Genomic DNA, 25,052 nt, shown 5'->3' on the forward strand with positions numbered 1-25,052 from the left:
TTGTCACCGGCGGCCGGCGACCGCGCCATCGCAGGACGCGCAGCGCACCGCTGTTCGGGCGGGAGGGGCCGCCGCGGCGACGCAACGCGGCCTGTCGGATAAGGCGGATTCGTACTCTAGGTGGAGAGGCGGCGATGCGACGCGTGGCACTGATAATCGCCGTTGCGGCCCTGGCGACGCCCGCGCCCTCGCAGACGAAGCCACAACTGGTAGCGATCCGGCACGGCGACGTGCCGTTGTACGACGTTTATGCCTGGGAGCGCTGGGGCAATTTCATCAACGCTCAGGCAGGTAGCAAAACGGAGATCCCCTATGACGCCGCGCGCCTCCAGGTGAAGGTGTATCCATTCCCCAGTGGTGAAATCCGCGCGATCCGGTTCAACAACGCCGTTCGGACGCATCGGCATATCAATCTGACGGATACCATCCTCTACAGTTGGCAGGCCCACCGTGTGCAGTTCGTCAACAAGCTTGCGGTGGTCGCCGGCCCCGGGGATTTCGCCCTGCACCAGAAAGGCGTCGACCATTCGGGCGAAGAAATCCGGCGCGGCGGCGGCATCGACTTGGAGTTCGCGCTGCCGTTCACCGGCATGCACAACGACCCGACCGGTCGCTGGTCCTTCGCCGCCGCCAATCCGATCCAACCCGCGGCGACCTGGATTCGGGACGGCAAACCGATCGAGGCGATCGGCGCCGAGGCTGCGGCCGCGCCCGCAGGGGCGATCCCTTACCAGGTTCGCGTCGCCAAGCTGGCCGGCTACACCGCGCGCGAGCTCTATTTGCCCGCCGGCGCGCGTCTGCCGATCCGGGACGACGCGCGCGATCGGCTGTTCTTCGTGCTCAAGGGCCGCGTAGTCTTCACGACGGCGGGCAAGGATCAGCCGATGGAGGTCGAGGACGCGGGCTGGCTCGCGAGCGGCACGGTGGGGACTCTCACGGCGGGCGAGGATGCGATGCTCGCCGAAGCCATGGTGCCGCCAGCGAAGGCTAGATAGCCGCCGTCAGCGGCCGCTCCACCGGTGCGAGCCACATCTCGACCTCGTCGGCAATTCCGCGAGCAGCGTTTTCGAGCACCGGTCCCTTCCAGTGGGGCCGCTCGACTACGACGCAGTCGGGGATCAACTCTGCGGCTGCGCGCGACGCGGGCGCCAGGTGCCCCGCCGGGTTCAGCACCAAGGTCGGGGATGGGACCAGGGGCAGGCGTGCGTCGCTGTCATAGGCGAACATCGCCTCGTGCGCCCACCAGCCGTGCGGCCATGCCTTCAGCTCGTCGACGAAGTTGGCGAAGCCGCGCGGCAGCGTCACCGACGCATCGCGATGAGTGATGAAGTAGCGCCAACGCTCGTCGAACTGATCGAGCCGATCCTCGAGCCGATGGCGGGTCGCGAGCTTGGCGCGCCAAGCTTCGAGATCAAGTGCCTGGAAATAAGGAATGCCGATCAGCACCAGCCGTTCGACCAGGTCCGGCCGGGCGATCGCCAGCTCGGCGGCGATATACGCGCCGGTATGATAGCCGAGCAGCGCCACCGGCTCGCCCGCGAGCTCCAGAGCGCGGACCAGCGCCGCCGCATAGGCTCCGATCGACGGCGCCGCCGGGGCTGCGTCCGAATCGCCATAGCCGGGAGCGTCGGGCGCGATCACCTGGCGCCTTCCGTGCAGCGCCGCCATCAGCGGCAGGAAGCTCTGCGACGAATAGGCGGTCGCGTGCAGACAGACGAGCGGCTGGGCGCCTGCCACCGGCACCGTGGTGCGCAGGTGCACCTGCCCGAAGCGGCCATCGACGAAGCTACGGCGCACCGTCACGGGATCACCACCTGACGGATCGCGGCGCCGCTGGCGAGTGTATCGAACAGCGCGTTGATCTCATTCAACGGACTGACGGATGTCAGCAGCCGTTCCACCGGCAGGCGGCCCGCCCGCCACAACGCGATGTAGCGCGGAATGTCGCGCGAGGGGATCGACGAACCCATATAGCTGCCCATCAGCGTCTTGCCGTCCGCGACCAGCGACACCGCCGGGATCGATAGCTGCTCGGCGGGGTTGGGCAAGCCGACGGTGACGATGCGTCCCCCGCGCCGCGCGAGCGCATAGGCTTGCGCGAGCACGGCGGCCTTGCCCACGGTCTCGATCACGACATCGGGCTTCACGCCACCCAGTGCCGCGACGATGGCATCGGGGCCATCGGCCGGATCGAGCGCCGCTGCCGCGCCGAGTTCGACCGCGAGCGCACGCTTGTGCGGCATCGGGTCCACCGCGACGACCGGCACCGCGCCGCCGGCCAGCGCACCGAGTAACGCCGCCAGTCCAACCCCGCCGAGGCCATACACCACCAGGCTCTCGCCGACCCGGAGCCGGGCGGTGTTCAGCACCGCGCCGACCCCGGTCAGCACCGCGCAACCGAACAGCGCCGCGATCTCGACCGGGATATCGGCCGGCACCTTCACCGCCGATCTGCGGTCCACCACCGCGTGGGTGGCGAAGGCGGAGGCGCCGAGATGATGGCGCACCTCCACGCCGCATTCGTGTAGGCGGATGTCCCCGTCCAGCAATGTCCCCGCACCATTGGCTGCGGCCCCGTTGGCGCAGAGATACCCCTCGCCAGCCAGGCACGCCGGGCATGTCCCGCACAGGGGGAGGAAGCTCAGCACGACGCGGTCACCAGCCATGAAGCTCGCCGCCGCCACCGCCCCAGCCTCGATCACCGTCGCCACCGCCTCGTGCCCGATCGCCATCGGGGTGGGGCGCGGGCGGTCCCCATTGATGACGGACAGATCGCTGTGGCACAGTCCCGCCGCCTCGACCTTCACCAGCAGCTCGTTGGCGCCGGGTGGATCGAGATCGACCTCCGCCAGCCGCAGCGGCCGCGTCTGGGCAAAGGGGCCGCTCTGACCGATGTGGTCGAGCACCGCCGCCGTGATCTTCATACCCTCGCCGGCTCCCCGTCGCGCGCCCATTGCCGCTCGAACGCCCAGACGTCCTCAAAGCCGATCAGCGAGCAGAACGCCTTGAAATCGAAAAGGGGCATGCCCGACGGCTCCCCCGTCCCCTCCGCCTTCATGCGACGCAAGGCTTGCTCCATCGCCGCCGCGGCGACCAGGCTGGTCATCGACGGGAAGATGCCAAAGGCATAGCCGATGTCCTCCATCTCGCCGGCGGTGCGCATCGGCGTCAGCCCGCCGTTCGACATGTTGGCCATCATCGGCGCGTCGACATGGGCGCACGCCGCGCGCATCTCGTCCTCGCTCGTCAATGCCTCGACGAACAGTATGTCGGCCCCCGCCGCGCGATAAGCGTCCGCCCGGGCGAGCGCGCCTTCCAATCCCTCGCTCTGGCGCGCATCGGTGCGCGCGATGACGAGCAGGTCGGGCGAGCGCCGCGCCGCGCACGCGACGCGGATTTTCTCGACCATGTCATCGGTGGAGATCAACCGCTTGAACGGCGTATGGCCGCATTTCTTGGGAAACTCCTGATCCTCCAGCTGGATGGCCGCCACGCCCGCCTCTTCATAGCCGCGCACAGTATGGTGGACGTTGAGCAGTCCGCCATAGCCAGTATCGGCATCGGCGATCACCGCACCGTTCGAGGTGCGCACCAGCGTCGCCATGCGGTCGAGCATCTGGGTAAAGGTCGCGATCCCGGCATCAGGCAGGCCATAGGCCGACGCCGTCAGCCAATAGCCGGAGCCATAGACGATCTCGACGCCGACATGATTGGCGATCACCGCGGTGATCATGTCCTGAATGCCCGGTGCGACAAAGAACTCTCTTCGTTCGATCTTCTCGGCAACGATGCTACGCGGCATGAGTCTCCTCCCCTTCCCAGAGCCATGGCTGGCTGCGGCGTTGTTGCCCCTCGAACGCCTCGATATCGGCCAGATGCCGCGCGACGATCATGTCGATCTCGTCCCAGCCGTTGAGCAGCGCGGCGCGGCGATCCGGATCAACTGAAAAAGGCACCACGCCGCCGTCGGCCCGGCGGACCTCGCCGGCGACGAGATCGACGGTCATGCTGCGCGCGGACATGGCATCCTCGAGCAGCGCGGCATGGTCGCCGGCTGCGACGACGATCGGCAGCAGGCCGTTCTTGAAGCAGTTGTTGTAGAAGATTTCCCCGAAGCTCGGCGCCAGGATGACGCGGATTCCCAATGCCGCGAGCGCCCAGGGGGCGTGCTCGCGGCTCGATCCGCAGCCGAAATTGGTGCCCGTCACGAGGATTCGCGCCCGCTCCCACCGCGGCTCCGCCAGCGGGAATCCGGGCTTCGCACACCCCTTTGCGTCGAAGCGCCAGTCGTGAAAGCCGTATCGGTCGAGACCGTTGCGGTCGGTGATCAGCAGGAAGCGCGCGGGGTAGATGATGTCGGTGTCGATATCGTCCTGCGGCAGCGGCGCCGCCACCGACGTGAGCGTGGTGAAGGGGATCATAGCGTCCGCACATCGGTGATCCGGCCGGTCACCGCCGCGGCCGCCGCCATCGCCGGGCTCATCAGGTGCGTGCGGGCGCCCGGCCCCTGCCGCCCCTCGAAGTTGCGGTTGGAGGTCGACGCGCAGCGCGACCCGGGCGCGAGCCGATCGTCGTTCATCGCTACGCACAGCGAGCAGCCGGCGTCGCGCCACTCGAACCCAGCCGCTTGGAACACGACATCGAGGCCCTCGGCCTCGGCCTGACGCTTCACCAGGCCAGAGCCAGGGACGACGAGCGCGATAACGCCGTTGGCCTTGCGGCGACCGCGCACGATCTCGGCGGCGGCGCGCAGGTCCTCGATGCGGCTGTTGGTGCAGCTGCCGATGAACACCGCGTCGATCGGCAGCCCCGCGAGCGGGCGGCCCGCCTCCAGACCCATATAGTCCAGCGCCGCCCGATCCTTGGCCGACACGGCAACCGGAATCGGCACATCGACGCCCGCCGCCTGGTCCGGGCTGGTGCCCCAGGTCGCCATCGGCGCGAGCGTCGCCGCGTCGATCGTCACGACCCGGTCGAACGACGCCGCGTCGTCGCTGCGCAGCGTCCGCCAGTAGGCGACCGCCCGGTCGAAAGCGGCGCCCTTCGGCGCCATCGGCCGCCCCGCCAGATAGGCGAAGGTGGTATCGTCGGGCGCGACCAGGCCGGTGCGCGATCCCGCCTCGATGCTCATGTTGCACAGCGTCATGCGAGCTTCGATCGACAGCGCGCGAACCGCGCCGCCGCGATACTCGATCGCGTGGCCGACCGCCCCCGAGGCGCCGATGCGCGCGATCAGAGCGAGCGCCAGATCCTTTGCGCCGACATGGGCGGCAAAGCGGCCCTCGATCTCGATTGCCATGCGTTTCGCGCGCTGTTGCACCAGCGTCTGCGTGGCCAGCACGCATTCCGCTTCGCTCGACCCGATGCCGAAGGCGAGCGCGCCGAAGGCGCCGTGGGTTGCGGTGTGGCTGTCGCCGCACACCAGGGTGACGCCGGGCAGCGTGAAGCCCTGCTCCGGTCCGACGACATGGACGATCCCCTGCCGCGCATCGTCGAGACCGAAAAAGGTGATGCCGCGCTCGGCACTGTTGCGCGCGTGCAACGCGACCTGCGCCCGCGCGGCCGGGTCCGCGATCGGTCGGTCGCGATGCCGCGTCGGTACTGCGTGGTCGACGAGCGCGAGCGCCGCCTGCGGGCGGCGGACAGCGCGCCCGGCGGCGGTGAGCCCGGCAAACGCCTGCGGACTGCTGACTTCGTGCAGGATCAGCCGATCGATATAGATCAGCGCGTTGTCGCCACCGCGCTCGGCGACGACGTGCGAGCTCCAGAGTCGGTCATACAAGGTGGGCATCACGCTGCGGGTGCGACCCCGCATGCCGGGCCTCAAGTCGCGGCCGGCTTGCTGCCCACCATGCGGTTGGGCAATCACGGTGGCATGCCGAACGACGCCACCACCTTGCTCCAGGGCCTGCGCACGGGCGAGACCACCGCCCGCGCCGCGACCGACCGCGCCCTCGCGCGCATCAGCGAACGCGAGCCGCTTATCGCCGCCTGGGCGCATGTCGATCCGGAAGCGCCGCGGGCGCAGGCGGATGCGTTGGACGCCGGCGCCGCGCGCGGCCCGCTCCACGGCCTGCCCATCGGGATCAAGGACGTGCTGCTCACCCGCGACATGCCGACCGGGTACAACAGTGCATTGTACCGCGATCAGCCGCTCTCAACTGACGCCGCCGCGGTGGCGCTGCTGCGAGGCGCTGGTGCGGTGGTGATCGGCAAGACCGCAACGGTCGAGCTCGCGTCGTTGGGCGCGCCGCCGCCGACCCGCAACCCGCATGCGCTGGAGCATACGCCTGGCGGCTCGTCGAGCGGATCGGCCGCCGCCGTGGCGGACGGCCATGTGCGACTGGCGCTGGGCACGCAGACCGGCGGGTCGATCATCCGTCCCGCCTCCTTCTGCGGCGTATGGGCGCTGAAGCCAAGCTGGGGCCTGGTGCCGACCGAAGGCGCCAAGCCCTTCGCGCCCAGCCTGGATACGGTCGGCTGGTTCGCAAGCAGCGCGCGCGACCTGAAGCTGCCGCTGCGCTTACTCGCGCCGTCAGAGGATTGCGCCGCGCCTGCCCGGCTGCGGATCGGGGTGTGGCGCACCGAGGCCTGGCCGCAAGCCGAGCGCGCGACCCACGCAGCGCTGGCATCTGCGATCGCGTTGTTGCAGGCAAACGGCGCGACGGTCGTCGACGTCGAGCTGCCCTGTGCGGGGCTGGTTGCGGCACACCGGGTAATCATGATCGCAGAAGGCGCGCGATCGTTCCTGCGGGAATATCGCGCGAGTCCCGACCAGCTCCACCCGCGCATCGCAGAGATGGTGCGCGACGGCGATCACATGCCCGGCGCGACACTGCGCGCCGCGCACGACCTCGCCGCGCAGGCACGCGCCGCCTTCGACCAGCTGGCCGGCGAATACGATGCGATCCTCTCTCCCAGCACGATCGGGCCTGCCCCGCGTGGGCTCTCCGCGACCGGTGACCTGGTCTTCAACGGCCTTTTCACGCTGCTCCATGTCCCTGTCGTCAACCTGCCGCTACACTGGACCCCTGAGGGCCTGCCGGTCGGACTGACGCTGTCGGCGGCACGCTACGACGATCACCGCCTGATCGCGGTCGCCGAGATCATCCAGGAGATTGCGCGCACGTCAGCGCACGGCGGCGATGATTGACGAAAGCTCGCGCTCATGGCTTGATGACCGAATGGAGATCCAGCAGCTGAGGCACCTGGTCGCCGCGGTCGAAGCGGGCAATCTGATCAAGGCCGCCGACGACTGCTATCTGTCGCAATCGGGGCTCAGCCGCAGCATCAAGAGCCTCGAGACGACGCTCGGCGTACCGCTGCTGATCCGCGGACCCAAGGGCGTGGAGCCGACGGTGTACGGCGTGTCGGTGCTGCGCCGGGCGCGCGTGATCCTGAACGAGGTGGTGAAGGCCCGCGAGGAGGTACGCGCGATCGCACAGGCGCGGATCGGCGAGGTGAAGCTCGGCATCACCCAGAATTATGCCGGCTATCTCGTCCCCGAACTGATCGCCGACCTGCGGCGCGAGCGGCCCGACCTCCGCTTCACCGTCGTCACCGACGGCTTCGTCGAGCTGCTGTCTCTCGTCAAAACAGAAGCGATCGACTTCGCGTTCGGACTGATCGGTCAGACCCATCGCAATGACGGCATCGTCATCGAACCGCTGCGCGCGCACCGCTCCCGCGTGTTCTGCGGCCGCAACCATCCGCTCGCCTCCCTCGGCAGCGCGACGTTGGAAGACCTCCACCACGCCCAATGGGCGATGCTGAACAGCGAAGGCGTGCAGCGCGGGTTCGGACTGTTTTTCGAATCACGCGGGCTGAGCGTGCCGCCTCAGGTACTCCGCACCAACAACCTCGACCTGCTGCGGCACCTGACCGACGACAGTGACCTGCTGACCGTGCTGCCGATCGAGGTCGTGGAACACGAAGTCGCCGCCGGCCGCATCGTGCCGCTGGAGTGCGAAACGCCCGTCGCGCAGACCAAGGTCGGCCTGTTCTATCGCGAAGGCGGGTTGCTGACGCCCCAGGCGCAGCTGGTCATCGACCGCTTCCGGCAGGCCTGATCCCATAACCGTATAGCAGGCGACCGGCCCGGTCTCGGTTGTCCTGCGCACGGCCGTCGATTGATTGGCCCCGACCAGATAAGGGACGTGGGGCGCGGATGCCGACAGCGGTGGAGATCGAGAACCAGGCGGGCATCTGCCGTGTCACCTGCGGATGGAAAAAGCCGGAGCTGCCGCTGGACAGCGTCCGGCGCTACTGGCGCGACGTCCACAGCCCCTCGATCGCGCGGCGCGCGGGCATTTGGGACTACCGGCACTTCCAGTACGATCCGGTCGTCACCGATCTGTTCGCGCCGGTAGACGGGATCGAGTTTTCGGCGCCGGCCGACAAGCAGCTGATGTGGACGTCGGACGTGCGCTACGCCGATGACGACGCGCTCGCCCGTTTCGGCCGGTCGCCGTCGCCCGACGTGCTGCCGGGGATCCTCGGTGACATCAACCTGATCGTCGATCAGTCCACGACCTACCGGGCGCTGGGGGCGAATGCACGGACGCTGAAGGACACGACCGGCTGGGCGACGCCGCAGGGCAAGCCCCGACTGCCAACCTTTCAGATCTTCTTCCGCCAGCGTGGGGCTGAAGCCCCGTTCCGCACGGCACTGTACGACTTAGCGAGAGCCTGGACGGAGGCAGTTGACGTCCGCCGGGTGCGGCTCAGCCTCTTCGAGGCCCCGGACATGGAGGCCGAGCGCAAGTCGGGCTATCCGATCAAGACCCACCCGGTCGAGCTGCAATATCAGGGTTGGATTGACCTCGTGCTGACCGATCCGCCCGCAGCCGCATCGCTGCTCGACCTGGTACCGGCGCTGCGTGAGCATGTGCAGGCGATCCATGCCTATCCGGTGACGACGCTGTGCACCTTCAACTACGCGGGCAAGCCGACGCTGGCGGGCTTGCGCGGCTATCCCGCCTGGGACGCTATGACCGCGCTCGGCGCCTTCCACCAGGCGCGGCCCGAGATCCTGGAGTGGATGTACGGGGACGTCGCCGACGGCGTGGTGCTGCACGGCGAGGACGCCGCGTGAGCGACTTCCGCCCGGACACGGTTTCGGGCAAGCTGGTCGCCTTCATGCGCGCCGCTCAGCGTGACGGGTTGCCCGATGAGGTGCGGCATGAGGCCAAGCGCCTGTTCCTCAACCAGCTGAAGGCGAGCGTCGCGGCGACCGAGCAGGATGCCGTGCGGCTGTTGCACGACTGGGCGTTGGACACCGCGCAGGGCGGGCGCGGCGCGCATGTCCATTGGTTCGGTACGGAGCTGCCGCCGGCATTGGCCGCCATGGTCAACGGCGCGCTGTACGAGGTGCTCGATTTTCACGACACCTACATTCCCTGCTTCATGCATGCCGTGTCCGGCGTACTGCCGGCGGTGCTCGCCCAGGCCGAGGTCGGTAGCGCGTCCGGGCGCGACCTTGTCACCGCACTCGCGATCGGGGTGGAGGTAGAACTCGCCGTCGCGCGGTTGCTGATGCCGACCGGCTATTATCGCGGCATGGTGCCCGCCGGGCTGACGGGCGGCGTCGGCGCGGCCGCGGGTTGCGCGCTGCTGCGCGGGCTCGACGACGCCCGCACCCAACACGCGATCGGCATCGCGATGTGCACGCCGGCCGGCATCTACGAGTCCGCGGGAAGCCACACGCTCGCCTATGTCACGTCGCTTGCCGCGCGCTCCGGCTACGACGCTGCGGCGCTGGCGGAGCGAGGCTTCACCGCGCCGCCGACCGCGTTCGAAGGCGATCAGGGGATGTTCAAGACCCATAGCGACGAGGACCGCGGCAAGATCGCCGGCGTAATCGACACGCTCGGACAGGAGTGGCGGATTCTCGGGCAGACGTACAAGGTCGTGCCCACCGAGACGATCACCCACGGCCCGGTCGAATGCGCGCTGGCGATCCTGCCGCGCGCCGCAGGCCGCTTGGTCGCCCGGATGGACTATCGCGTCCAGGCCATCGTCGTCTCGATCGCGGACGGCCGCCGCGAACGCTTCGGCCGACCCGGCAGCGTCGGCCAAGCGACCTTCGACCTGCGCCATTGCGCCGCGGCGGCATGGCTACGCGGCCGCTTCACCACGGCCGAGACACAGGTGGCATGCTATACCGACCCCGATGTCGTCGCGCTCAGCGACCGGGTGTTCCTGACCGCCGATCCCGACCGCCCGACCTTTGAGGGCTGTTCATTGCTCGTCACCTTCACCGACGGCAGTACCGAGGATCACAACGTGGATGCGTTCCTCGGCACGCCTGGCGCCCGCGTTCCCGACGCGACGCTGACCGACCTGCTGGAGCAATATGGCGCCGACCTGCCCGCCGGGCGTGCTCGCGCCATCGCCGACGCCATCTGGGCGCTGGACGACGCCGCTTCGATCGCGCCGCTCGCTGCACTCATCAGGAAGGATTGACCGATGCCCACCGTCACCATCGCCGGCGGCGAGTCGATCTGGTACAAGACCACCGGCAGCGGCAAACCGGTGCTCCAGATTCACGGTTCCGCGTTCGGGCACCGCAACTTCGCCCGCATGACGCCGCTGATGGCCGAGCGGTTCCAGGTCATCGACTTCGACCTGCCCGGCTATGGCGAGAGCAGCCCAATGACGCGGGAGGGCGGCATCCCCGCCATCGCCGAAGTGGTGTTCGAGTTCATTCAGGCGCTCGGCCACGACAAGGTGAGCCTGCACGGCACCTCGTTCGGCGCGATGATCGGCGTCACCCTCGCCGCCGCGCATCCCGACGTGATCGACCGCATCGTGTTCAGCTGCTTCCTCGCCAAATACGATCTCGCCGCGCGGATGATGCGCAAGACGTGGAAGCGCGCCGCCGCCGATTCGGGGATGACGGCAGTGACGGACCTCACCTCGGTCGCCGGCTTCGCGCGCGGCTATTACGAGCGGCCCGAGGCGCAGGCGCAGTTCGAGGAAATGTACGAGGCTTTCGCCGCGACCGCGCCCGAAGCGTTCATCAAGGGCACCGAGGCGATCGAAAAGACGGACCTGTCCCCCTTGCTCCCCGGGATCGCCGCGCCCACGCTGCTGCTCGCCGGCAAGGAGGACAACATGACCCCGTTCAACCCCGCGCCGAGCGGCGTCGGCTTTTCCCGGATCGTCGAGCTGTTGCCCGATTGCGAACTGCACATCCTCGACGATTGCGGTCACTATCTGGTGCTTGAGCAGCCGGAGGAGGCGACGCGGCTCGCCACCGAGTTCCTGTTGCGCGCATGATGCGCTTGCTTGCACTTCTCGCCCTGCTCCTCGCCGGGCCGCTGAGCGCCGCCGAAGTGCCCCCGCCTTCGCCGCCGACCGGTGTGCGGATGACGATCTATGCCATCCCCAGCGATCCGCCGGGCGAACGGCGCGTCGCGCCGGGTGGCGGGCGTGTACTGACACCGGTGGTCGAATTCACGCCCGAAGTGGGAGAGAACATCCACGGACCCGCCATCGTGATGCTGTCGAAGGGACCGGGGTCGAATCCGGGCTATGCCGACCAGGCGACGCGCTGGGCGGGCGAGCGCCTCGCAAAGATGGGTTACACGGTTCTCAGTCTGCAGAGCCACGCCGACCGCGGCTTTCCCTTCTTCCCGTTCGAAGAGACCAGCTTCGAGATCGACGCCGCACTCGATGCGCTCGAATTTCGCGGCTATGAGGACTTCATCCTGATCGGCGAGGGCTATGGCGCGGCCCAGGCCGCCTATTACCTGGCCAACGACCCCGATCCGTCGCTCGACAAGGCCGGCGCCCGGCGTGTGCGGGCGGCGGTGATGCTCGATCCGCTGACCGAGCTGCGCCACTATCCCGGCGTCGGCCTGTCGAACGATTACGACGTGGTGATCGCCCGCGCCCGCGCGGCCTTCGCGCGCGGGCGCAATGGCTACACCGCCAGCCGATCGGTGGAGGTCGCGGGCGGGCCCGACGCCGGCAACGAAAGCTGGCTCGGCACCGGCTTCTTCGTGGCGCCGGCGGAGGGCATCCTCAACTGGTGGAGCCCGGAGGCGAGCGCGCGCAATCAGAAGGCCTATCGCGCCAATCCGGTGCCCACGCTGGCGCTGGTGCAACGCGGATTGGCGACGGTCTCGCGGACCTCGCTGGCGGCGATCAAGCGCGACAAGAAGGGCGGCCTCGACCTCGCCGAGCGGGCGCGTGGCGGCGACTACGACGCGGCGGTCGCGCAGGTCGGCGACTGGCTGACGGCGCGAGGCTTGGGTCCCCGCCAGCGGGTGATCGAGCGGCTGGTCGACGTCACTACCAGTGATGGCACGGTGCTCACCGCCGCGCTGTACATGCCCGAACGAGCCGACCCGACCCGCCCGGCGATGCTGCTGGCGCACGGGCGCAGCGGCGAGCCGATCCAGTCCTCCACCCACTGGATGGGCTGGCGCTTCGCCCAGCAAGGCTATGTCGTGCTGGCGCCCGCCTTTCGCATCTCGGGCGTGGTCGGCATCTATACCCAGACCCGCAATACCGTCGTCGACGACATGCGCGCATGGATGGCGTGGCTCGCGCGGGCCGGTCACACCCGCGTCGTCGCCGCGGGTCATTCCAATGGCGGCATCTGGGTATCCGACTACAAGGCGCTGACGCGTGATCCCCGGATCGTGGCGATGGTCTATTTCGCGCCGACGGTGAACGTCGAGACCTGGGCCGAGCGGCAGGCGGACGCCAAGCAGATGGCGCAGATGCGCGAGGCCTGCGCCGCCGTGAAGGCAGGCAAGGGCACCGAGAAGATCTACGGCATCATGAGCGCAACGCTGGTGTGCGACAGCCTCAACCAAGGCGCGGTCTCGCACCCCGAGCGGCTGGCGGAGATCACCGTGCCGGGCCTGTTCATCACCGGCAGCACCGACGCGCTGTTCAAACGCCCTGGCGTGCTCGACCGGTTGAAGAAGGCTTATGCCGGTCCGCTCCAGTCGATCACGATCGAGGGCGGCACCCATGGCCTGCGCGAGAGCAAGGACAGGCTGGCGACGGACGTGGACGGCTGGCTGACCAAGACGCTGGCGATCCGGCGGTGAACGACGAGCGGCGGATCCTGCTGCGCGCGATCGCCGGGCTTGGCGCCGGCGCGATCGCCGCGCCGCTTGCGGCGGGGACCGGCGTAGCCGCCGATCGCCCCGCGCCGGCTCCCGGCCCGCGCGAGGCGCGCCTACTCTGGGCGCGACTGGTCGGCGACCTCACCGGCAAGCCCGTGTTCTTCTTCACGCAGGGCAGCGTGTGGGGGTTCAAGCCGCAGGCCGACCACCTCACCACCGCGGAGTTCGCGAAGCGGATCTACGGCTATTCCGGACTGGCGGCGCGGCGGATCGTGCCCACGGGCGACGGCTGGACGCTACATGCGGCTTATTGGGCCTTTTACCGCGACCCGGTCACCGACGCGATCACGGATCGCATTCCCAACCCGTATACGGGCCGGATCGACACCGCGAAGCCGCTGTCGGGCACACCCGCACCCAAGCCGCTCGACCTCCGCCCGGTGCCGGGCACCGCGACCCGCGTGCGGCGGCTGGGGACGAGCGCCATCGTCGAGACGAGCACGATCAGCCGCTTCCGCTCGCCCGACATCAGCTGGCACAAGCTGGAGGCGAACCTGGAAGACTATGTTTGCCGCGCCGCGGAGCTGGACGCCGGCGCCCCGCATCTTCCCAGCCACTACAGCCAGAGCTTGGTCGCGGAGTGGCAGACCTGGACGGGCATGCACGGCACACCCGGCCACATCTTGTTCAAGGGCAATGGCGAACCGCTCGGCGGCCTGGACTCGGTGCCCCGAGATCAGATTGCCGCAATCGAGCGGTTCTTTCCGGGAACGCTGGGGACGGTACGGGCATGGCGATGACGAGCGCGGCGATGGACCTGTTTATCTCGGGCCCGAATGGCTGTCTGGCAGTGCGGACGAAAGGGCTCGCCCCCAACTGCGCGGGCGTCGTGCTGCTGGTCCACGCGTCGAACATCACCGGCCAGCTCGCGTTCGATTTCAGCTTTCCCGGCGGCCAGGACTATTCGACGATGGACCCGCTGGTCGCGGCAGGGTTCGGCGCGGTGACCTTTTCGCTGAGCGGCTACGGCCTGTCCGATCCGCCGCCCGACCCGCTCGCCTATGACACCGAAGCCGCGATCCGCGATCTGGAAGCGGTGGCGACGTGGCTGGAGGCACAGGGCTGGCCGCGCTTTCACCTGCTCGGCTGGTCTTGGGGCGGGCGCATCGTCGGCCACTATGCAAGCCGCAATCCCGATCGTGTCGAGCGGCTCATCCTCATGGACCCGGCGCTCGGCGGCAACGCGCCCGTGCCGCCCGTGCCCACCGCCGGCGAGGAGTGGTGGACGAACCGCACCGTCGACTATCTGAAGCGGCTAGAGCCGGAATATACCGATCCCGATGGGCATCAGGCCTTCGCAGACGCCGTGGAGCGAGAGAGTCCGCGCGCGCCCAACGGCATCCGTGTCGAGAACGCGCTCGGCCGGACGGTTGCGGTGGAGCCGGCGGCGCTGACCATGCCGGTGCTGCTGATCTATGGGCATGCCGCCGCGCGGGCGCCGTATATGCGCGGCAAGTACACGCGGCAGGATTTTTTCGAGCTGCTCGCCACCGAGGACAAGCGGTTCGTGATCGTTCCGCGCAGCAGCGACTACGGCCACCTGCAGGGCACCCGCCGACTGTTCCACCGCGCGATCGTGGAGTTTCTGACGCTTTCGCCGTCACCCTCGCCCTCAGCCCTTGGATGAAACTGAGCAAAGTGGAAGTGGCCGCTTACTCCCGAATGGCTCCGATGAAGCTGGCAGGCGGCAAGTGGCCTTTCAGATAGACCGGCTCCTTCTGGCCGCGGAACAGCTTGTCCTGCTGGAAGCCGGCCGCGATCAGCTCCGCGTCCATGTCCATGCGCCGCATGCCGACTGCGAACGGCTCGTTCGCGTTCTCGTTGAACCAGTTGCTCATCACGCTGTCGATCGGCGTCACCGGCGGCGGATAACCGCCGTCGTGAAGGCAGATGCCACCCGGTGCGAGCACGCGATGGCACTCGGCGAACATGCCGCGGATATGGGGCGCCGGCATTTCATGGGTCACCAGCAGCGAACAGACCACGTCGAAATAGCCGTCCTCGAAGTCGAGGCTCGCGGCATCCTGTTGGCTGAAATGGACCTCATAGCCGAGCGACTCGGCCCGGCGGTGGGCGTAGCGCACCTGCGGCGCGCCGACATCGACCCCATGCACTTCGGCGTCGGGGTATGCGTCCTTCCACGGCAGCGTGGTGAAGCCCGGCCCGCAGCCGAGGTCGAGGATGCGGCGGGGACGCAGCGCGGGGAATTTCTCCTGCACGAAGGCCGCCGTGGTTGCGCCCAGGCCCTGGTTCTGGTCGCCCAATCCCCCGAACGCGAAAACATAGACGCCACGGTCGTACAGCGCGCCCGCGTAAACGTCGTCCTCCCTAATCTCGGTGTGGAAATTACCCGGCATGGCGTGGATGTCGACCGCGTCGATATAGCGCGGGATCGCGAGATCGGGATTGGTCCGCACCGTGCCTTGGTCGGTCGGGCGCGGTCTCGCCTCCTCGATCAAAGAATCGAGCTGGCGCTCGATCGACTCGCCGACATTGTCCCAGATCAGCTCCTGCGCGGCGCGGCCGACCAGGTTGCCGGCGCGGAAGTAGAAGGTGTCGTTGAGCGCGTCATACGCCTCGCGCGGCGTCTCCGGATCGCGCCCGTGCCGCGCGCGAAAGGCGGGCGCCGCCTTTTCCTCATAGAGTTTGCGGGTGCCCGGCCAGATGTCGGTCGTGAACCGCTTGCGCAGCGTCGCCACGAACTCCTGACGGGCATATTCGTCATGCGTCGCCTGCGGAAGGATGGCGTGCGGTTGTTGAAACATGGGTCGCTCCTCTCGTTCAGCCGGCCGTCGGCGCGGGGGTCGCGTCGCGCTCTTCGTACAAGACCCGCAGCACCCGATCCAGCATCGCGTCGCGTCGCCGGTCGCGCGCCTCTCGGCGGTCGGGATCGAGGACATAACGCTCGACCGCGTCGGTGGTCGCAACCTGTCCGACTTCTGCCAGCGCCTCGTGCGTGTCGAGCCGGTCGCGTAGCGCCGACACCTCCGCCATCAGCCCGACGAGCATGATCGTCACCCGGTCGAGGTCCGGATTATCGAGATAGACCGGGCGCTCCTGGCCGCGCGCCTTGCGCGGTCGTGGTCGCACCATCACCGTGTCCGCAGCGTCGGCCATCGCCGCAATCATCCTCGCAACTGTTTGCTGCTTATACCCTGAGCGCTGAAGGTTGCAGCCCGAAGTCGCACGGCGCTACGCAACCGAAGAGCGGTGGCGGCCCCGCCCACGCTTCGGTTGAGCTCGCCCGGTCGCCTATCGCCAGACCGGCGACGCTGGCATGGTCGGCGCTTGCCCAGGCTGGAGAGCGCCATGACGGATACCGCCAGCAACACGGGTAGCGAAAACGGCATCGGCGCGCGCATCGCGCAGCTCGTCGGCGCGGATCGGGTCAAGGATGGACTTGCCGAGCGCACCTTCTTCTCGACCGACCTGGCGAAGCGCGGCGAGACCGCCGACGCGGTGGTTCGTGTCACGTCCACGGAAGACCTGTCGCGGCTTCTCGCCCTGTGCTCGCGCGAAGGGCTGGTCGCCATCCCGCGCGGCGGCGGGTTCTCCTATACCGGCGGCTATACGCCGCCGCCCGGCCGCAGCGTCATCGTCGACATGCGCGGCCTCGACGAGATCATCGAGATCAACGAGACCGACCTCTATGTCCGCGTCGGCGCCGGCTGCACATGGCATCGGCTCTATGAGGCGCTCAAGGCAAAAGGCCTGCGCACGCCCTATTACGGGCCGATGTCGGGCTATAACGCGACGGTCGGCGGTGCATTGTCGCAAGGCTCGCTGTTTCTCGGCTCGACCGAATACGGCACCACCGCGGACTCCGTCCTCAGCCTGGAGGTCGTGCTCGCCAATGGCGACGTCATCCACACCGGCTCCGACAGCGCGCCCGGCACCCAGCCCTTCTTTCGCAATTACGGCCCCGATCTCACCGGGTTGTTCCTTGGCGACACCGGCGCCCTGGGCTTCAAGACCGTCGCCACGCTGAAGCTTATCCGCTTTCCGGAGCATCAGGCGTTCGGTAGCTTCGCCTTCGATCGCGGGCCGGACGCGATGGCTGCGCTGTCGGAGATCGGCCGCGCCGGGCTCGCCGCCGAAGCCTATTGCTGGGATCCCTACTTCGTCAACGCGATGTCGCAGGCGTCGACCGGGCTCCAGCAGGATTTGAGCTTCCTGTGGGCGGTGGTGCGTAACGGCGCTGGTCTTCGCGACGGGTTGTCGGCCGGCGCTAGGATCGCGCTCGCGGGCAAGTCGGTCTTCCGCAAGGGCAGCCACATCATCCAGATGACGATCGACGACCATAGCCGCGCCGGCGCCGCCGCGCGGTTGCGGAAGGCGCGCACGATCGCGCTGGCGCACGGTGCCAAGGAGCTTGCGCCTTCGGTCCCGATGGCGCTGCGGGCGACGCCGTTCACGAACTTCAACGTGCCCGAGCGGCGGACGACGCTGCGCAACCTGCCCACGAACAGCCTGTACCCGCACAGCCGCGCCCCCGCCGCGCTGGCCGCCATCCAGGCGCTGTTCGAAAGCGAGCGCGCCGAGATCGAGCGGCACGAGATGCAGATCGGCACGATCCTGTTCGCCGTCGGCCGCAGCGCGATGACGATCGAGCCGCTGTTCTATTGGCACGATCCCCAGCATTTCCATCACAACCGCATCGACCAGCGGAGCGACCTTGAAGGTCTCGGCGAACAGCACGACCCACCGCCCGCAACGGTTTACGCACTGGAGCTGCGCGAGAAGCTGAAGCGCGTCATGGAGGCGCATGGCGCGGTCCATGTCCAGATCGGGCGGTCGTATAATTACCTGACCACGCGCGAGCCCCGCGTCGCCGCCTTGCTCGCCGGCATCAAGGCGTCGGTCGACCCCGACAACCTCGTCAACCCCGGCTCGCTGGGGCTGGCGCGATGAACAGAGAAGACCTGGTGATACCGGGCCCGGCCGGGCGGCTGGCGGTCCGGGTCAAGCGCCCGGCGAGCACGCCGCGCGGCGCGGTGGTGCTGGTCCAGGGGGCCAACATCACCGGCCAGCTCGGCTATGACCTGCAGGTGCCGGGGCATCCCGACTACAGCTTCCTGGATGCACTGGTTGCCGGCGGCTATACTGCTGTCACCTTCTCGATCCGGGGTTATGGCCGATCGCAGCTGGCGGGCGATCCTCATGCGGTGCAGACCGACGCGGCGATCGAGGACCTGGCCGCGGTGATCGACTGGCTCGCGGGTCAGGGCATGGTCCGTCCCCACCTGATCGGCTGGTCCTGGGGCGGGCGTATCGCCGGCCGCTATGTCGAGCAGGCCGCCGATCGGATCGACCGGCTGGTGCTGCTCGACCCGGCGCTCGGCGGCGGCCAGCGCATTCCTTTCCCCGGTAAGGAACAGTGGTGGCTGAACAGCTATGATTACTTCTACAACCGGCTGGAGCCGGAATTCACCCACGAGGATGTGCGGATCGCGGTCGCCAATCAGGCCTCGATGAGCGAGCTGAAAGCCCCGAACGGCATCCGGGTCGAGAACGAAAACGGAAGCATCCCCGTGAGGGCAGAAGCCATCACCCGGCCGACGCTGATGCTTTACGGCGAGGCCGCCGGCGCGCAGGCCTATATGCACGGTGCCGCCGATCGCGACCAGTTTCTGGAACGGATCGCCAACGCCGACAAGGCGCTGGTGATCGTACCCGGCGGCGGCGACTATGCGCACCTGCAGAACCCGCGCCGGGCGATCCATCGCATCGTCATCGACTTTCTCGGCTGGGGAGCAGCGGCGTGAACCACCACATCGACCCGCTCGACGCCTATCGCCGCATGTTGGTGGGCGCCGAAGAGGGAGCGGAGAGCGCCTGGTGGTATCTCGGCACGACTATCGCCAGCCCGGAGGGCTTCGAGGACATCATCGTCAACCATGTGGAGACGGTGATGGTCTACCGCGCGCAGGAATTGGGCGAGGGCGCATTTCGGGTTCCCTGGTGGGAGATCGGCCTGTTTCGCGACGCGATCACGGGCGAAGTGGCGAGCGACTGGACCAACCCGTTGACCGGCACTCCGCTCAAAGCCGCGCGCCAGTTCGAGGAAGGGCCGTCTGGCTACTCGCTACGTCGTGGGGGGGATGGTGGGATCGAGATGTTCGATGCCGTGCAGGCCTTTGCGGTGCTCGATAGTGCGACGGTTGGGGCGCGGCGGGTGGGGGACAAGCTGTGCGTCACCCAAACGGAACTCAAGACCCGCTCCTTTCCCGGCCCCGATGGCCGCATCCCCGACATCACCGAGGGCAAAGCGGTCCGCTCGCGCACCGTGCTCCAGTTCCTCGCCGACGTCAGCGATCTCGCGTCGGGCGCGCCATCGGTGCCGGCGAGCGGCATGTACAGCTTCGAACTGGCGGTCCCGGCGTGGCTCGGCTTCGGCGCCATGCCCGTCCAGTTCGCGGTGCGCGGCCTGATGCACAAGGCGGCGATGCAGGACCCGCTCAATCCGCGCGGCTGGGCCGACCTGCAGCTCTTGTACCCGCAGTATTTTGCGGACGGTCGCCTGCAGCCGCAATGGGGTTAGGCGCGCGCTGATCGGCTGGTTGAACCGCTGCGCTCGCGTCCAGATATCGTGCAGCTGATCACGCGACAAGAAAGACGAATTTGCCATGACCACCTTGCTCGACGTCGTGACCCTGAAGCGCGAAGCGTGCCTGATCGACGGAGACTGGGTGACGGGCGAGGCCTGGATCGACGTCGACGATCCCAGCAGCGGCGCGGTGGTGGGCCGGGTGCCGCGGCTGGGCCGGGCCGAGACCGAGCGGGCGATCGCGGCGGCGGCGCGCGCCATGGTGCCCTGGGCCGCGCGCACCGCGCGCGAGCGCGCGCTCGTGCTGCGGCGCTACTTCGACCTGATCATGGCGCATCAGGAGTCGCTGGCGGCGATCCTTACGCAGGAGCAGGGCAAGCCGCTGGCCGAGGCGCGCGGCGAGATCGCCTATGCCGCGAGCTTCATCGAATGGTTCGCGGAGGAAGCCAAACGTGTCTATGGCGACGTCATCCCCGCTCACGCAGTCGACAAGCGCATCGTCGTTCTGAAACAGCCGATCGGGGTCGTCGCCGCGATCACGCCCTGGAACTTCCCGGCGGCGATGATCACCCGCAAGATCGCTCCCGCGCTCGCCGCCGGCTGCGGCGTGGTGGTCAAGCCCGCCACCCAGACGCCGTTCACCGCGCTGGCGCTGGGTGTCCTGGCGCAGCAGGCCGGACTGCCCGACGGGTTGCTCAATATCGTCACCGGCAGCTCGACGGAGATCGGCGCGGCGCTGACGGAGAGCGCGGTGGTGCGCAAGCTCAGCTTCACCGGATCGACCGAGGTCGGCGCGAAGCTGTTCGCCCAATGCGCGCCGACGATCAAGAAGCTCAGCCTGGAACTCGGCGGCAACGCGCCGTTCATCGTCTTCGACGACGCCGATCTCGACGCGGCGGTGGCGGGCGCGGTGCAATCGAAGTTCCGCAACGCCGGGCAGACCTGCGTCTGCGCCAACCGGCTGTATGTCCAGTCGGGCATCCACGACGCCTTTGTCGAAAAGTTCGCCGCCGCGGTCGACGCGTTGCGGATTGGCGCGGGGGCAGCGGAGAATGTCGACATCGGTCCCGTCATCGACGAGGCCGCCGTCCGCAAGGTGGAAGCCCACATCGCCGACGCGACCGCCAAGGGCGCGCAAGTGATCCTCGGCGGGCAGCGTCACCCGCTCGGGAAACGCTTCTTCCAGCCCACCGTGCTGACCGGCGTCACCCGCGAGATGATCGTGACGGAGGAGGAGACGTTCGGTCCCCTGGCGCCGATCATCCGCTTCGAGGACGAGAGCGACGTCATCACGGCCGCTAACGACAGCCCCTTCGGTCTCGCCGCGTATTTCTATGCGCGCGACATCGGCCGAATCTGGCGCGTGGGCGAGGCGCTCGAGGCGGGCATCGTCGGCGTGAACACCGGCCTCATCTCGACCGAAGTCGCCCCGTTCGGCGGCGTCAAGGCCTCCGGGCTCGGCCGCGAAGGCTCGCGCTACGGCATCGAAGATTATCTGGAGATCAAATACCTTTGCCTCGGCCTATGACCAAGCTGGCCGCTAGGATCGAACCCGCGCCGGCCGGGCGGAAACTGCAACTCCTCTTGCGTCGACGGGGAGCTACGCTGCGCCCTTGGCTTTCAACTGTCTGATCTGTGTCTCGGTCATCCCGAGCAGTTCGCCATAGACCTCGTGATTGTGCTCACCGACCGTGGCAGGCGCAAGTCGACGGACGGCGCTCGTGGTATCCGATAGGCGCGGGAAGGCGTTTTGCATCTGAAACGTGCCCCAGCGTGGGCTGTCCACCTCGATCAGCGCCTCGCGCGCCGCGAAGTGCGGATCGTTGAGCATATCCTTTGCGCCATAGATGCGTCCGGCCGGAACGCCATGCTCGATCATCAGCGCTTCCAGCGCATCCACCGTCAGCGTGGCCGTCCACGCGGCGATCCGTTCATCGAGCTCCACCTGGCGTTCGCCCCGCGCCCGATGAGTGGCGTAACGCGGGTCGCTTGCCAGCGCGGGCGCCCCCATCGCCGCACACAGTCGCGCGAACACCGCGTCCTGGTTCGCGCCGATCAGATATTCGCCGTCGCGACATGGGTAGACGTTCGATGGCGCGATCGCTTCCAGCACCGAGCCGCTGCGCTTACGGACATGCCCGGACACGACATATTCGGGCACCAGGCTCTCCATCACCTGCAACACCGCCTCGTACAGCGCGCTGTCGACGACCTGTCCCCTCCCCGTGCGCTCGCGCGCATGGAGTGCTGCGAGCGCGCCCATGCAGGCATAGCTGGCGGCGAGGCTGTCGCCGATCGAAACGCCCATCCGGCTCGGCGGCCGATCGGGGTCGCCGACGATCGCGCGCCAGCCGCCCATCGCCTCGCCGATCCCGCCAAAGCCGGCGCGGCTGCTGTACGGTCCGGTCTGGCCATAACCCGACACGCGCACGATGATGAGCCGTGGGTTGATCGCGTGCAGCGCCTCCGGCCCCAGCCCCCATTTCTCGAGCGTGCCCGGCCTGAAATTCTCGATCAGAATATCGGCGTGAGCGGCGAGCAGGCGAACGATCTCCTGCCCCTCGGGAACGCGCAGATTGGCCGACACCGAGCGTTTGTTGCGCGCGACCACCTCCCACCACAATTTGGCATCGCCATGGCCCCATTCGCGCATGGGATCGCCGGCGCCCGGCGGCTCGACCTTGATGACGTCGGCGCCCATATCGCCCAGCAACTGCCCGCAAAACGGCCCGGCAATGAGCTGACCCAGCTCGATGACCCGGATGTCGGCCAGCGCGCCCTTGTTTTCTGTCATGATGCCCTCATCGGAAACCCGCCAGCGCGGCTGACCAGACCGGGCAGCGCACGGCCCATCTCGTCCCCCAACCAGCGCGCGGCGGCGATCGTCCGCTCAAGGTCATGGCCGTGTGCGACGCCAGATCGATCGAGCAGATAGACCAGTTCCTCGGTGGCGATGTTGCCCGTGGCGTCGGGCGCGAACGGACAGCCGCCGATCCCGCCCAGCGAGGCGTCGAGTGTCGTCGCCCCGGCCTGTATCGCCGCCCAGGCGTTCGCGATGCCCATGCCGCGTGTGTTGTGCAGGTGGACCCGCACCGGCAGGCCGGTGGCCGAAGCCACGCGCCCGACCAGCGCGCCGACCTGTGCCGGCACCGCGACCCCGATCGTGTCGGCAAGCGCGATCTCGCGCGGTCCTGCCGCCGCCAGCATCTCGGCGAGCGCGACGACGCGATCGGGGAGCACCTCACCCTCGAACGGACAGCCGAACGCCGCCCCGATCGTCGCTTGCGCCCCCCGCCCCGCGCGCAAGGCGAGCCCGATCACCTCTGCCGCGACCGCTGCCGACTCCGCGGAGGTCTGGCCCTGGTTGCGCTGAGCGAAGGCGTCGGACGCGACGCACACCGCACCCAGTTCCTTCACCTGGGTCGCCAGGGCCCGCGCCGCGCCGCGCGCGTTTAGGACCAGCCCGATGGTCGTTACGTCCCACGGCAGGTCGAGCGCCGCGATGACCGCTTCGGCATCCGCCATCTGCGGCACCCGGTCGGCGCGCACGAAGCTCGCCACCTCGATCCGTCGCGCACCCGCAGCCACGGCCCGTTCGATCAGCGCGACCTTCTGCGCGGTCGAGAAACGTACGCTCTCGTTCTGCAATCCGTCGCGCGGACCGACCTCGACGATCTCGACCATCAGCGCCGTCCCTGGCAGCTGTCCTTGCGCACCGGCGATCGGGAACTGCATACCCCGGTTCTCCCGATCGTCCCCGCGCTCGGTCCTTTTCCTGCCTGGTGACCCTTGCCATCTTCCATCATCGAGACGTTCTTCAACACGGAATCGACCACCCCGTCGTACGATGCCTATGTCGTCAAATAGATTGACATATCGGCAGCGCAAGTGGTTTGCTTGATCACACCGCTAGCCGGTCGATGAACGGAGAGAGGCGGTGCAACATGGATTGGGGCGTCGCTGCCGTCCCGCGTCACGTCTGGCGATGACGGCTTGCGGGGAAGCCTCGCCTCGCGATGCGCGGTCTCGATCGGCGATACGCTCGCCGTGCGTGTTGCTGGGTTCTACGACGACACCTACGGCTTTGTGCGCAACGTCACGCTCAATCGTGACGAGCAGCGCGAGAAGCGCTGGCTGATCCGCGGCACCGTCGAGTGGTCACCGACCGAGACGTTCAACGCGTCGTTGAAGCTGCAGACCGGCAAGTTCCGCACGCTTGGCAACAGCTTCGAGTTACTAGACACGACGTCTCCGGCGACGCTCATCGCCCTGGGCGTCCTCGACGGCGGTACGCAAAACTATGTGAAGTACGAGAATTCGCAACCGCTTGGCGAACAGATCGACTGCCCGACGCGGGACAGGGATCGAGCTATCACTACATCGGTGCCGACCCGAAGCTGACCGGTCAATGGGACACGCTCGGCGATCTCGGCTGGCTCGACAAGGACGGCTATCTCTACATCGCCGATCGACGCGCCGACCTGATCCTGTCGGGCGGCGCGAACATCTACCCGGCCGAAGTGGAGGCGGCGCTGGACGGGCATCCAGACGTCGCGACCAGCGCCGTCGTCGACCTACCCGACGCCGATCTCGGCCATCGCGTCCACGCCATCGTCCAGCGCCGCGCCGGCGCGGTACTGGACGCCGAGGCACTGATCTCATGGGTGGCGACGCGGCCGGCCCGCTACAAGGTGCCGCGCGTGGTGGAGTTTGTGGACGAGCAGCTCCGCGATGACGCCGGCAAGACCCGGCGCAGCGCGCTACGCGACGCGCGTCGTTAGCGCCGCTTCTTACCCCCCTGGATCGTCACGGGCTCTCCCCAGTCGGCCGCGAACGCCTCGGCCAGTGCGCTGATGCGCTCCGCACCGATCCGCGCTTCCAGTTCGCGGGTGATGTCGTTGACCGCCCGCATGGCATCGACCTTGATCGCTTCGCCCATCGCGGTCAGCGTGACCATTTTGATGCGGCCGTCGTGCGGATCCGGTTCCAGTGCGAACAGCCCGCGCTCGACCAGCCCGGCGATTGTCGAATGCACCGCCTGGCGCGTTAACCGCAGCCGGCGCGCGATGTCGGCAGGGCGGACGAGATCAAGCTGAACGTGCGCGATCACCATTGATTCCGGCCGCGTCAGCGCCGGCCAGCCGGCTGCCTGCAGACTGCGTTGCAGGCTCTCGTCGAACCATTCGAACCCCTCCAGAAGAGGGATGATGAGATAATCGATGTGCTGCACGGCGACGGCTTCTCCTGCAAACAGGTATGGCCGATGGACGCCCCCCCGACCAGTCGCTCGGACGCGGAACGTTCGTAAACCTAATTGACATCTTTTTACGATTCTTGTCGGGTGATGCGGTTCTGAGGAG

General features: G+C 68.1%; 25 protein-coding genes. 15 read left to right on the forward strand and 10 right to left on the reverse strand.

Translation table 11 applies throughout. The features are described 5' to 3' along the window. The first annotated feature begins 134 nt into the window (after positions 1-134). Positions 135-995 (forward strand): hypothetical protein, encoded by an 861-nt coding sequence (locus VFQ64_RS02605; RefSeq protein ID WP_325101745.1) that lies wholly within the window; start codon positions 135-137, stop codon positions 993-995. Here the strand turns inward: VFQ64_RS02605 and VFQ64_RS02610 are convergent. The 5 genes from VFQ64_RS02610 to leuC are packed head-to-tail and all read right to left on the reverse strand — an operon-like array spanning position 988 to position 5,815. Continuing rightward, positions 988-1,803 (reverse strand): alpha/beta fold hydrolase, encoded by an 816-nt coding sequence (locus VFQ64_RS02610; RefSeq protein WP_325101746.1) that lies wholly within the window; start codon positions 1,801-1,803, stop codon positions 988-990. The two genes, VFQ64_RS02605 and VFQ64_RS02610, sit on opposite strands and share 8 nt — an antisense overlap. Beyond that, a complete protein-coding gene (locus VFQ64_RS02615; protein WP_325101747.1) occupies positions 1,800-2,924 on the reverse strand; it encodes a zinc-binding dehydrogenase in 1,125 nt (374 codons plus the stop codon). The genes VFQ64_RS02610 and VFQ64_RS02615 overlap by 4 nt, the downstream gene beginning before the upstream one ends. Beyond that, positions 2,921-3,802 carry an isocitrate lyase/PEP mutase family protein gene (locus VFQ64_RS02620; RefSeq protein WP_325101748.1) on the reverse strand — a complete coding sequence of 294 codons (882 nt, stop codon included), beginning with the start codon at positions 3,800-3,802 and terminating at the stop codon, positions 2,921-2,923. The genes VFQ64_RS02615 and VFQ64_RS02620 overlap by 4 nt, the downstream gene beginning before the upstream one ends. Then, on the reverse strand, positions 3,792-4,421 hold the full coding sequence (gene leuD / locus VFQ64_RS02625; RefSeq protein ID WP_325101749.1) for a 3-isopropylmalate dehydratase small subunit: 630 nt from the start codon (positions 4,419-4,421) through the stop codon (positions 3,792-3,794). The genes VFQ64_RS02620 and leuD overlap by 11 nt, the downstream gene beginning before the upstream one ends. Beyond that, complete coding sequence (gene leuC, locus VFQ64_RS02630) at positions 4,418-5,815, reverse strand: 3-isopropylmalate dehydratase large subunit (RefSeq protein ID WP_325101750.1); 1,398 nt, start codon at positions 5,813-5,815, stop codon at positions 4,418-4,420. Before leuC ends, leuD begins: the two co-directional genes overlap by 4 nt. Positions 5,816-5,875: 60 nt before the next feature. Here leuC and VFQ64_RS02635 point away from each other — a divergent pair, with 60 nt between their 5' ends. The 8 genes from VFQ64_RS02635 (at position 5,876) to VFQ64_RS02670 (ending at position 14,772) form a co-directional block, all read left to right on the forward strand. Further along, positions 5,876-7,153, forward strand: a complete 1,278-nt coding sequence (locus tag VFQ64_RS02635) for an amidase (RefSeq protein WP_325101751.1) — start codon at positions 5,876-5,878, stop codon at positions 7,151-7,153. A 31-nt stretch (positions 7,154-7,184) separates the two neighbouring features. Beyond that, positions 7,185-8,069, forward strand: a complete 885-nt coding sequence (locus tag VFQ64_RS02640; protein WP_325101752.1) for a LysR family transcriptional regulator — start codon at positions 7,185-7,187, stop codon at positions 8,067-8,069. A gap of 98 nt (positions 8,070-8,167) precedes the next feature. Continuing rightward, complete coding sequence (locus tag VFQ64_RS02645; protein ID WP_325101753.1) at positions 8,168-9,094, forward strand: hypothetical protein; 927 nt, start codon at positions 8,168-8,170, stop codon at positions 9,092-9,094. Continuing rightward, positions 9,091-10,464, forward strand: coding sequence for an MmgE/PrpD family protein (locus tag VFQ64_RS02650; RefSeq protein WP_325101754.1), 1,374 nt, complete (start codon positions 9,091-9,093; stop codon positions 10,462-10,464). Before VFQ64_RS02645 ends, VFQ64_RS02650 begins: the two co-directional genes overlap by 4 nt. A gap of 3 nt (positions 10,465-10,467) precedes the next feature. Further along, positions 10,468-11,280, forward strand: coding sequence for an alpha/beta hydrolase (locus tag VFQ64_RS02655; RefSeq protein WP_325101755.1), 813 nt, complete (start codon positions 10,468-10,470; stop codon positions 11,278-11,280). Continuing rightward, positions 11,277-13,067 (forward strand): serine aminopeptidase domain-containing protein, encoded by a 1,791-nt coding sequence (locus tag VFQ64_RS02660; protein WP_325101756.1) that lies wholly within the window; start codon positions 11,277-11,279, stop codon positions 13,065-13,067. The genes VFQ64_RS02655 and VFQ64_RS02660 overlap by 4 nt, the downstream gene beginning before the upstream one ends. Beyond that, a complete protein-coding gene (locus VFQ64_RS02665) occupies positions 13,064-13,885 on the forward strand; it encodes a hypothetical protein (protein ID WP_325101757.1) in 822 nt (273 codons plus the stop codon). Before VFQ64_RS02660 ends, VFQ64_RS02665 begins: the two co-directional genes overlap by 4 nt. An 11-nt stretch (positions 13,886-13,896) precedes the next feature. Next, positions 13,897-14,772 (forward strand): alpha/beta hydrolase, encoded by an 876-nt coding sequence (locus VFQ64_RS02670; RefSeq protein WP_325101758.1) that lies wholly within the window; start codon positions 13,897-13,899, stop codon positions 14,770-14,772. A 25-nt stretch (positions 14,773-14,797) separates the two neighbouring features. On the opposite strand, the gene VFQ64_RS02675 is transcribed toward VFQ64_RS02670, so the two are convergent. Both VFQ64_RS02675 and VFQ64_RS02680 read right to left on the reverse strand, forming a co-directional pair. Further along, positions 14,798-15,910, reverse strand: a complete 1,113-nt coding sequence (locus VFQ64_RS02675) for a class I SAM-dependent methyltransferase (protein WP_325101759.1) — start codon at positions 15,908-15,910, stop codon at positions 14,798-14,800. Between the two features lie 16 nt (positions 15,911-15,926). Continuing rightward, positions 15,927-16,262: a hypothetical protein gene (locus VFQ64_RS02680; RefSeq protein WP_325101760.1), complete on the reverse strand. Its 336-nt coding sequence runs from the start codon at positions 16,260-16,262 to the stop codon at positions 15,927-15,929. A gap of 192 nt (positions 16,263-16,454) precedes the next feature. On the opposite strand from VFQ64_RS02680, the gene VFQ64_RS02685 reads away from it, so the two are divergent. The 4 genes from VFQ64_RS02685 to VFQ64_RS02700 all read left to right on the forward strand — a co-directional run bounded on the left by VFQ64_RS02685 (position 16,455) and on the right by VFQ64_RS02700 (position 21,220). Continuing rightward, a complete protein-coding gene (locus VFQ64_RS02685; protein WP_325101761.1) occupies positions 16,455-18,056 on the forward strand; it encodes an FAD-binding oxidoreductase in 1,602 nt (533 codons plus the stop codon). Continuing rightward, positions 18,053-18,910: an alpha/beta fold hydrolase gene (locus VFQ64_RS02690; RefSeq protein ID WP_325101762.1), complete on the forward strand. Its 858-nt coding sequence runs from the start codon at positions 18,053-18,055 to the stop codon at positions 18,908-18,910. The genes VFQ64_RS02685 and VFQ64_RS02690 overlap by 4 nt, the downstream gene beginning before the upstream one ends. After that, positions 18,907-19,686: a hypothetical protein gene (locus VFQ64_RS02695; RefSeq protein ID WP_325101763.1), complete on the forward strand. Its 780-nt coding sequence runs from the start codon at positions 18,907-18,909 to the stop codon at positions 19,684-19,686. Before VFQ64_RS02690 ends, VFQ64_RS02695 begins: the two co-directional genes overlap by 4 nt. Before the next feature lie 85 nt (positions 19,687-19,771). Next, positions 19,772-21,220 (forward strand): NAD-dependent succinate-semialdehyde dehydrogenase, encoded by a 1,449-nt coding sequence (locus VFQ64_RS02700; protein WP_325101764.1) that lies wholly within the window; start codon positions 19,772-19,774, stop codon positions 21,218-21,220. 72 nt (positions 21,221-21,292) lie between these two features. Here the strand turns inward: VFQ64_RS02700 and VFQ64_RS02705 are convergent, their stop codons facing one another. Then, positions 21,293-22,486, reverse strand: coding sequence for a CoA transferase (locus VFQ64_RS02705; RefSeq protein WP_325101765.1), 1,194 nt, complete (start codon positions 22,484-22,486; stop codon positions 21,293-21,295). After that, positions 22,483-23,427 (reverse strand): hydroxymethylglutaryl-CoA lyase, encoded by a 945-nt coding sequence (locus tag VFQ64_RS02710; protein WP_325101766.1) that lies wholly within the window; start codon positions 23,425-23,427, stop codon positions 22,483-22,485. The genes VFQ64_RS02705 and VFQ64_RS02710 overlap by 4 nt, the downstream gene beginning before the upstream one ends. A gap of 258 nt (positions 23,428-23,685) precedes the next feature. On the opposite strand from VFQ64_RS02710, the gene VFQ64_RS02715 reads away from it, so the two are divergent. Both VFQ64_RS02715 and VFQ64_RS02720 read left to right on the forward strand, forming a co-directional pair. Beyond that, complete coding sequence (locus tag VFQ64_RS02715) at positions 23,686-24,093, forward strand: hypothetical protein (protein ID WP_325101767.1); 408 nt, start codon at positions 23,686-23,688, stop codon at positions 24,091-24,093. A 119-nt stretch (positions 24,094-24,212) separates the two neighbouring features. Beyond that, complete coding sequence (locus VFQ64_RS02720; RefSeq protein WP_325101768.1) at positions 24,213-24,473, forward strand: AMP-binding enzyme; 261 nt, start codon at positions 24,213-24,215, stop codon at positions 24,471-24,473. Here the strand turns inward: VFQ64_RS02720 and VFQ64_RS02725 are convergent. Then, positions 24,470-24,922, reverse strand: a complete 453-nt coding sequence (locus VFQ64_RS02725) for a helix-turn-helix domain-containing protein (protein WP_325101769.1) — start codon at positions 24,920-24,922, stop codon at positions 24,470-24,472. The genes VFQ64_RS02720 and VFQ64_RS02725 overlap by 4 nt on opposite strands. Positions 24,923-25,052: the final 130 nt, after the last annotated feature.

The organism is Sphingomonas sp. (assembly GCF_035714405.1).
Lineage (GTDB): Bacteria > Pseudomonadota > Alphaproteobacteria > Sphingomonadales > Sphingomonadaceae > Sphingomonas.

Coding starts and splice junctions, on each gene's coding strand:
- VFQ64_RS02690 (WP_325101762.1), top strand. CDS start 18,053: ATGAACAGAGAAGACCTGGTGATACCGGGCCCGGCCGGGCGGCTGGCG.
- VFQ64_RS02660 (WP_325101756.1), top strand. CDS start 11,277: ATGATGCGCTTGCTTGCACTTCTCGCCCTGCTCCTCGCCGGGCCGCTG.
- VFQ64_RS02655 (WP_325101755.1), top strand. CDS start 10,468: ATGCCCACCGTCACCATCGCCGGCGGCGAGTCGATCTGGTACAAGACC.
- VFQ64_RS02615 (WP_325101747.1), bottom strand. CDS start 2,924: ATGAAGATCACGGCGGCGGTGCTCGACCACATCGGTCAGAGCGGCCCC.
- VFQ64_RS02645 (WP_325101753.1), top strand. CDS start 8,168: ATGCCGACAGCGGTGGAGATCGAGAACCAGGCGGGCATCTGCCGTGTC.
- VFQ64_RS02620 (WP_325101748.1), bottom strand. CDS start 3,802: ATGCCGCGTAGCATCGTTGCCGAGAAGATCGAACGAAGAGAGTTCTTT.
- VFQ64_RS02640 (WP_325101752.1), top strand. CDS start 7,185: ATGGAGATCCAGCAGCTGAGGCACCTGGTCGCCGCGGTCGAAGCGGGC.
- VFQ64_RS02670 (WP_325101758.1), top strand. CDS start 13,897: ATGGACCTGTTTATCTCGGGCCCGAATGGCTGTCTGGCAGTGCGGACG.
- VFQ64_RS02700 (WP_325101764.1), top strand. CDS start 19,772: ATGACCACCTTGCTCGACGTCGTGACCCTGAAGCGCGAAGCGTGCCTG.
- VFQ64_RS02680 (WP_325101760.1), bottom strand. CDS start 16,262: ATGGCCGACGCTGCGGACACGGTGATGGTGCGACCACGACCGCGCAAG.
- VFQ64_RS02685 (WP_325101761.1), top strand. CDS start 16,455: ATGACGGATACCGCCAGCAACACGGGTAGCGAAAACGGCATCGGCGCG.
- VFQ64_RS02705 (WP_325101765.1), bottom strand. CDS start 22,486: ATGACAGAAAACAAGGGCGCGCTGGCCGACATCCGGGTCATCGAGCTG.
- VFQ64_RS02710 (WP_325101766.1), bottom strand. CDS start 23,427: ATGCAGTTCCCGATCGCCGGTGCGCAAGGACAGCTGCCAGGGACGGCG.
- VFQ64_RS02635 (WP_325101751.1), top strand. CDS start 5,876: ATGCCGAACGACGCCACCACCTTGCTCCAGGGCCTGCGCACGGGCGAG.
- leuD (WP_325101749.1), bottom strand. CDS start 4,421: ATGATCCCCTTCACCACGCTCACGTCGGTGGCGGCGCCGCTGCCGCAG.
- VFQ64_RS02605 (WP_325101745.1), top strand. CDS start 135: ATGCGACGCGTGGCACTGATAATCGCCGTTGCGGCCCTGGCGACGCCC.
- VFQ64_RS02675 (WP_325101759.1), bottom strand. CDS start 15,910: ATGTTTCAACAACCGCACGCCATCCTTCCGCAGGCGACGCATGACGAA.
- leuC (WP_325101750.1), bottom strand. CDS start 5,815: ATGCGGGGTCGCACCCGCAGCGTGATGCCCACCTTGTATGACCGACTC.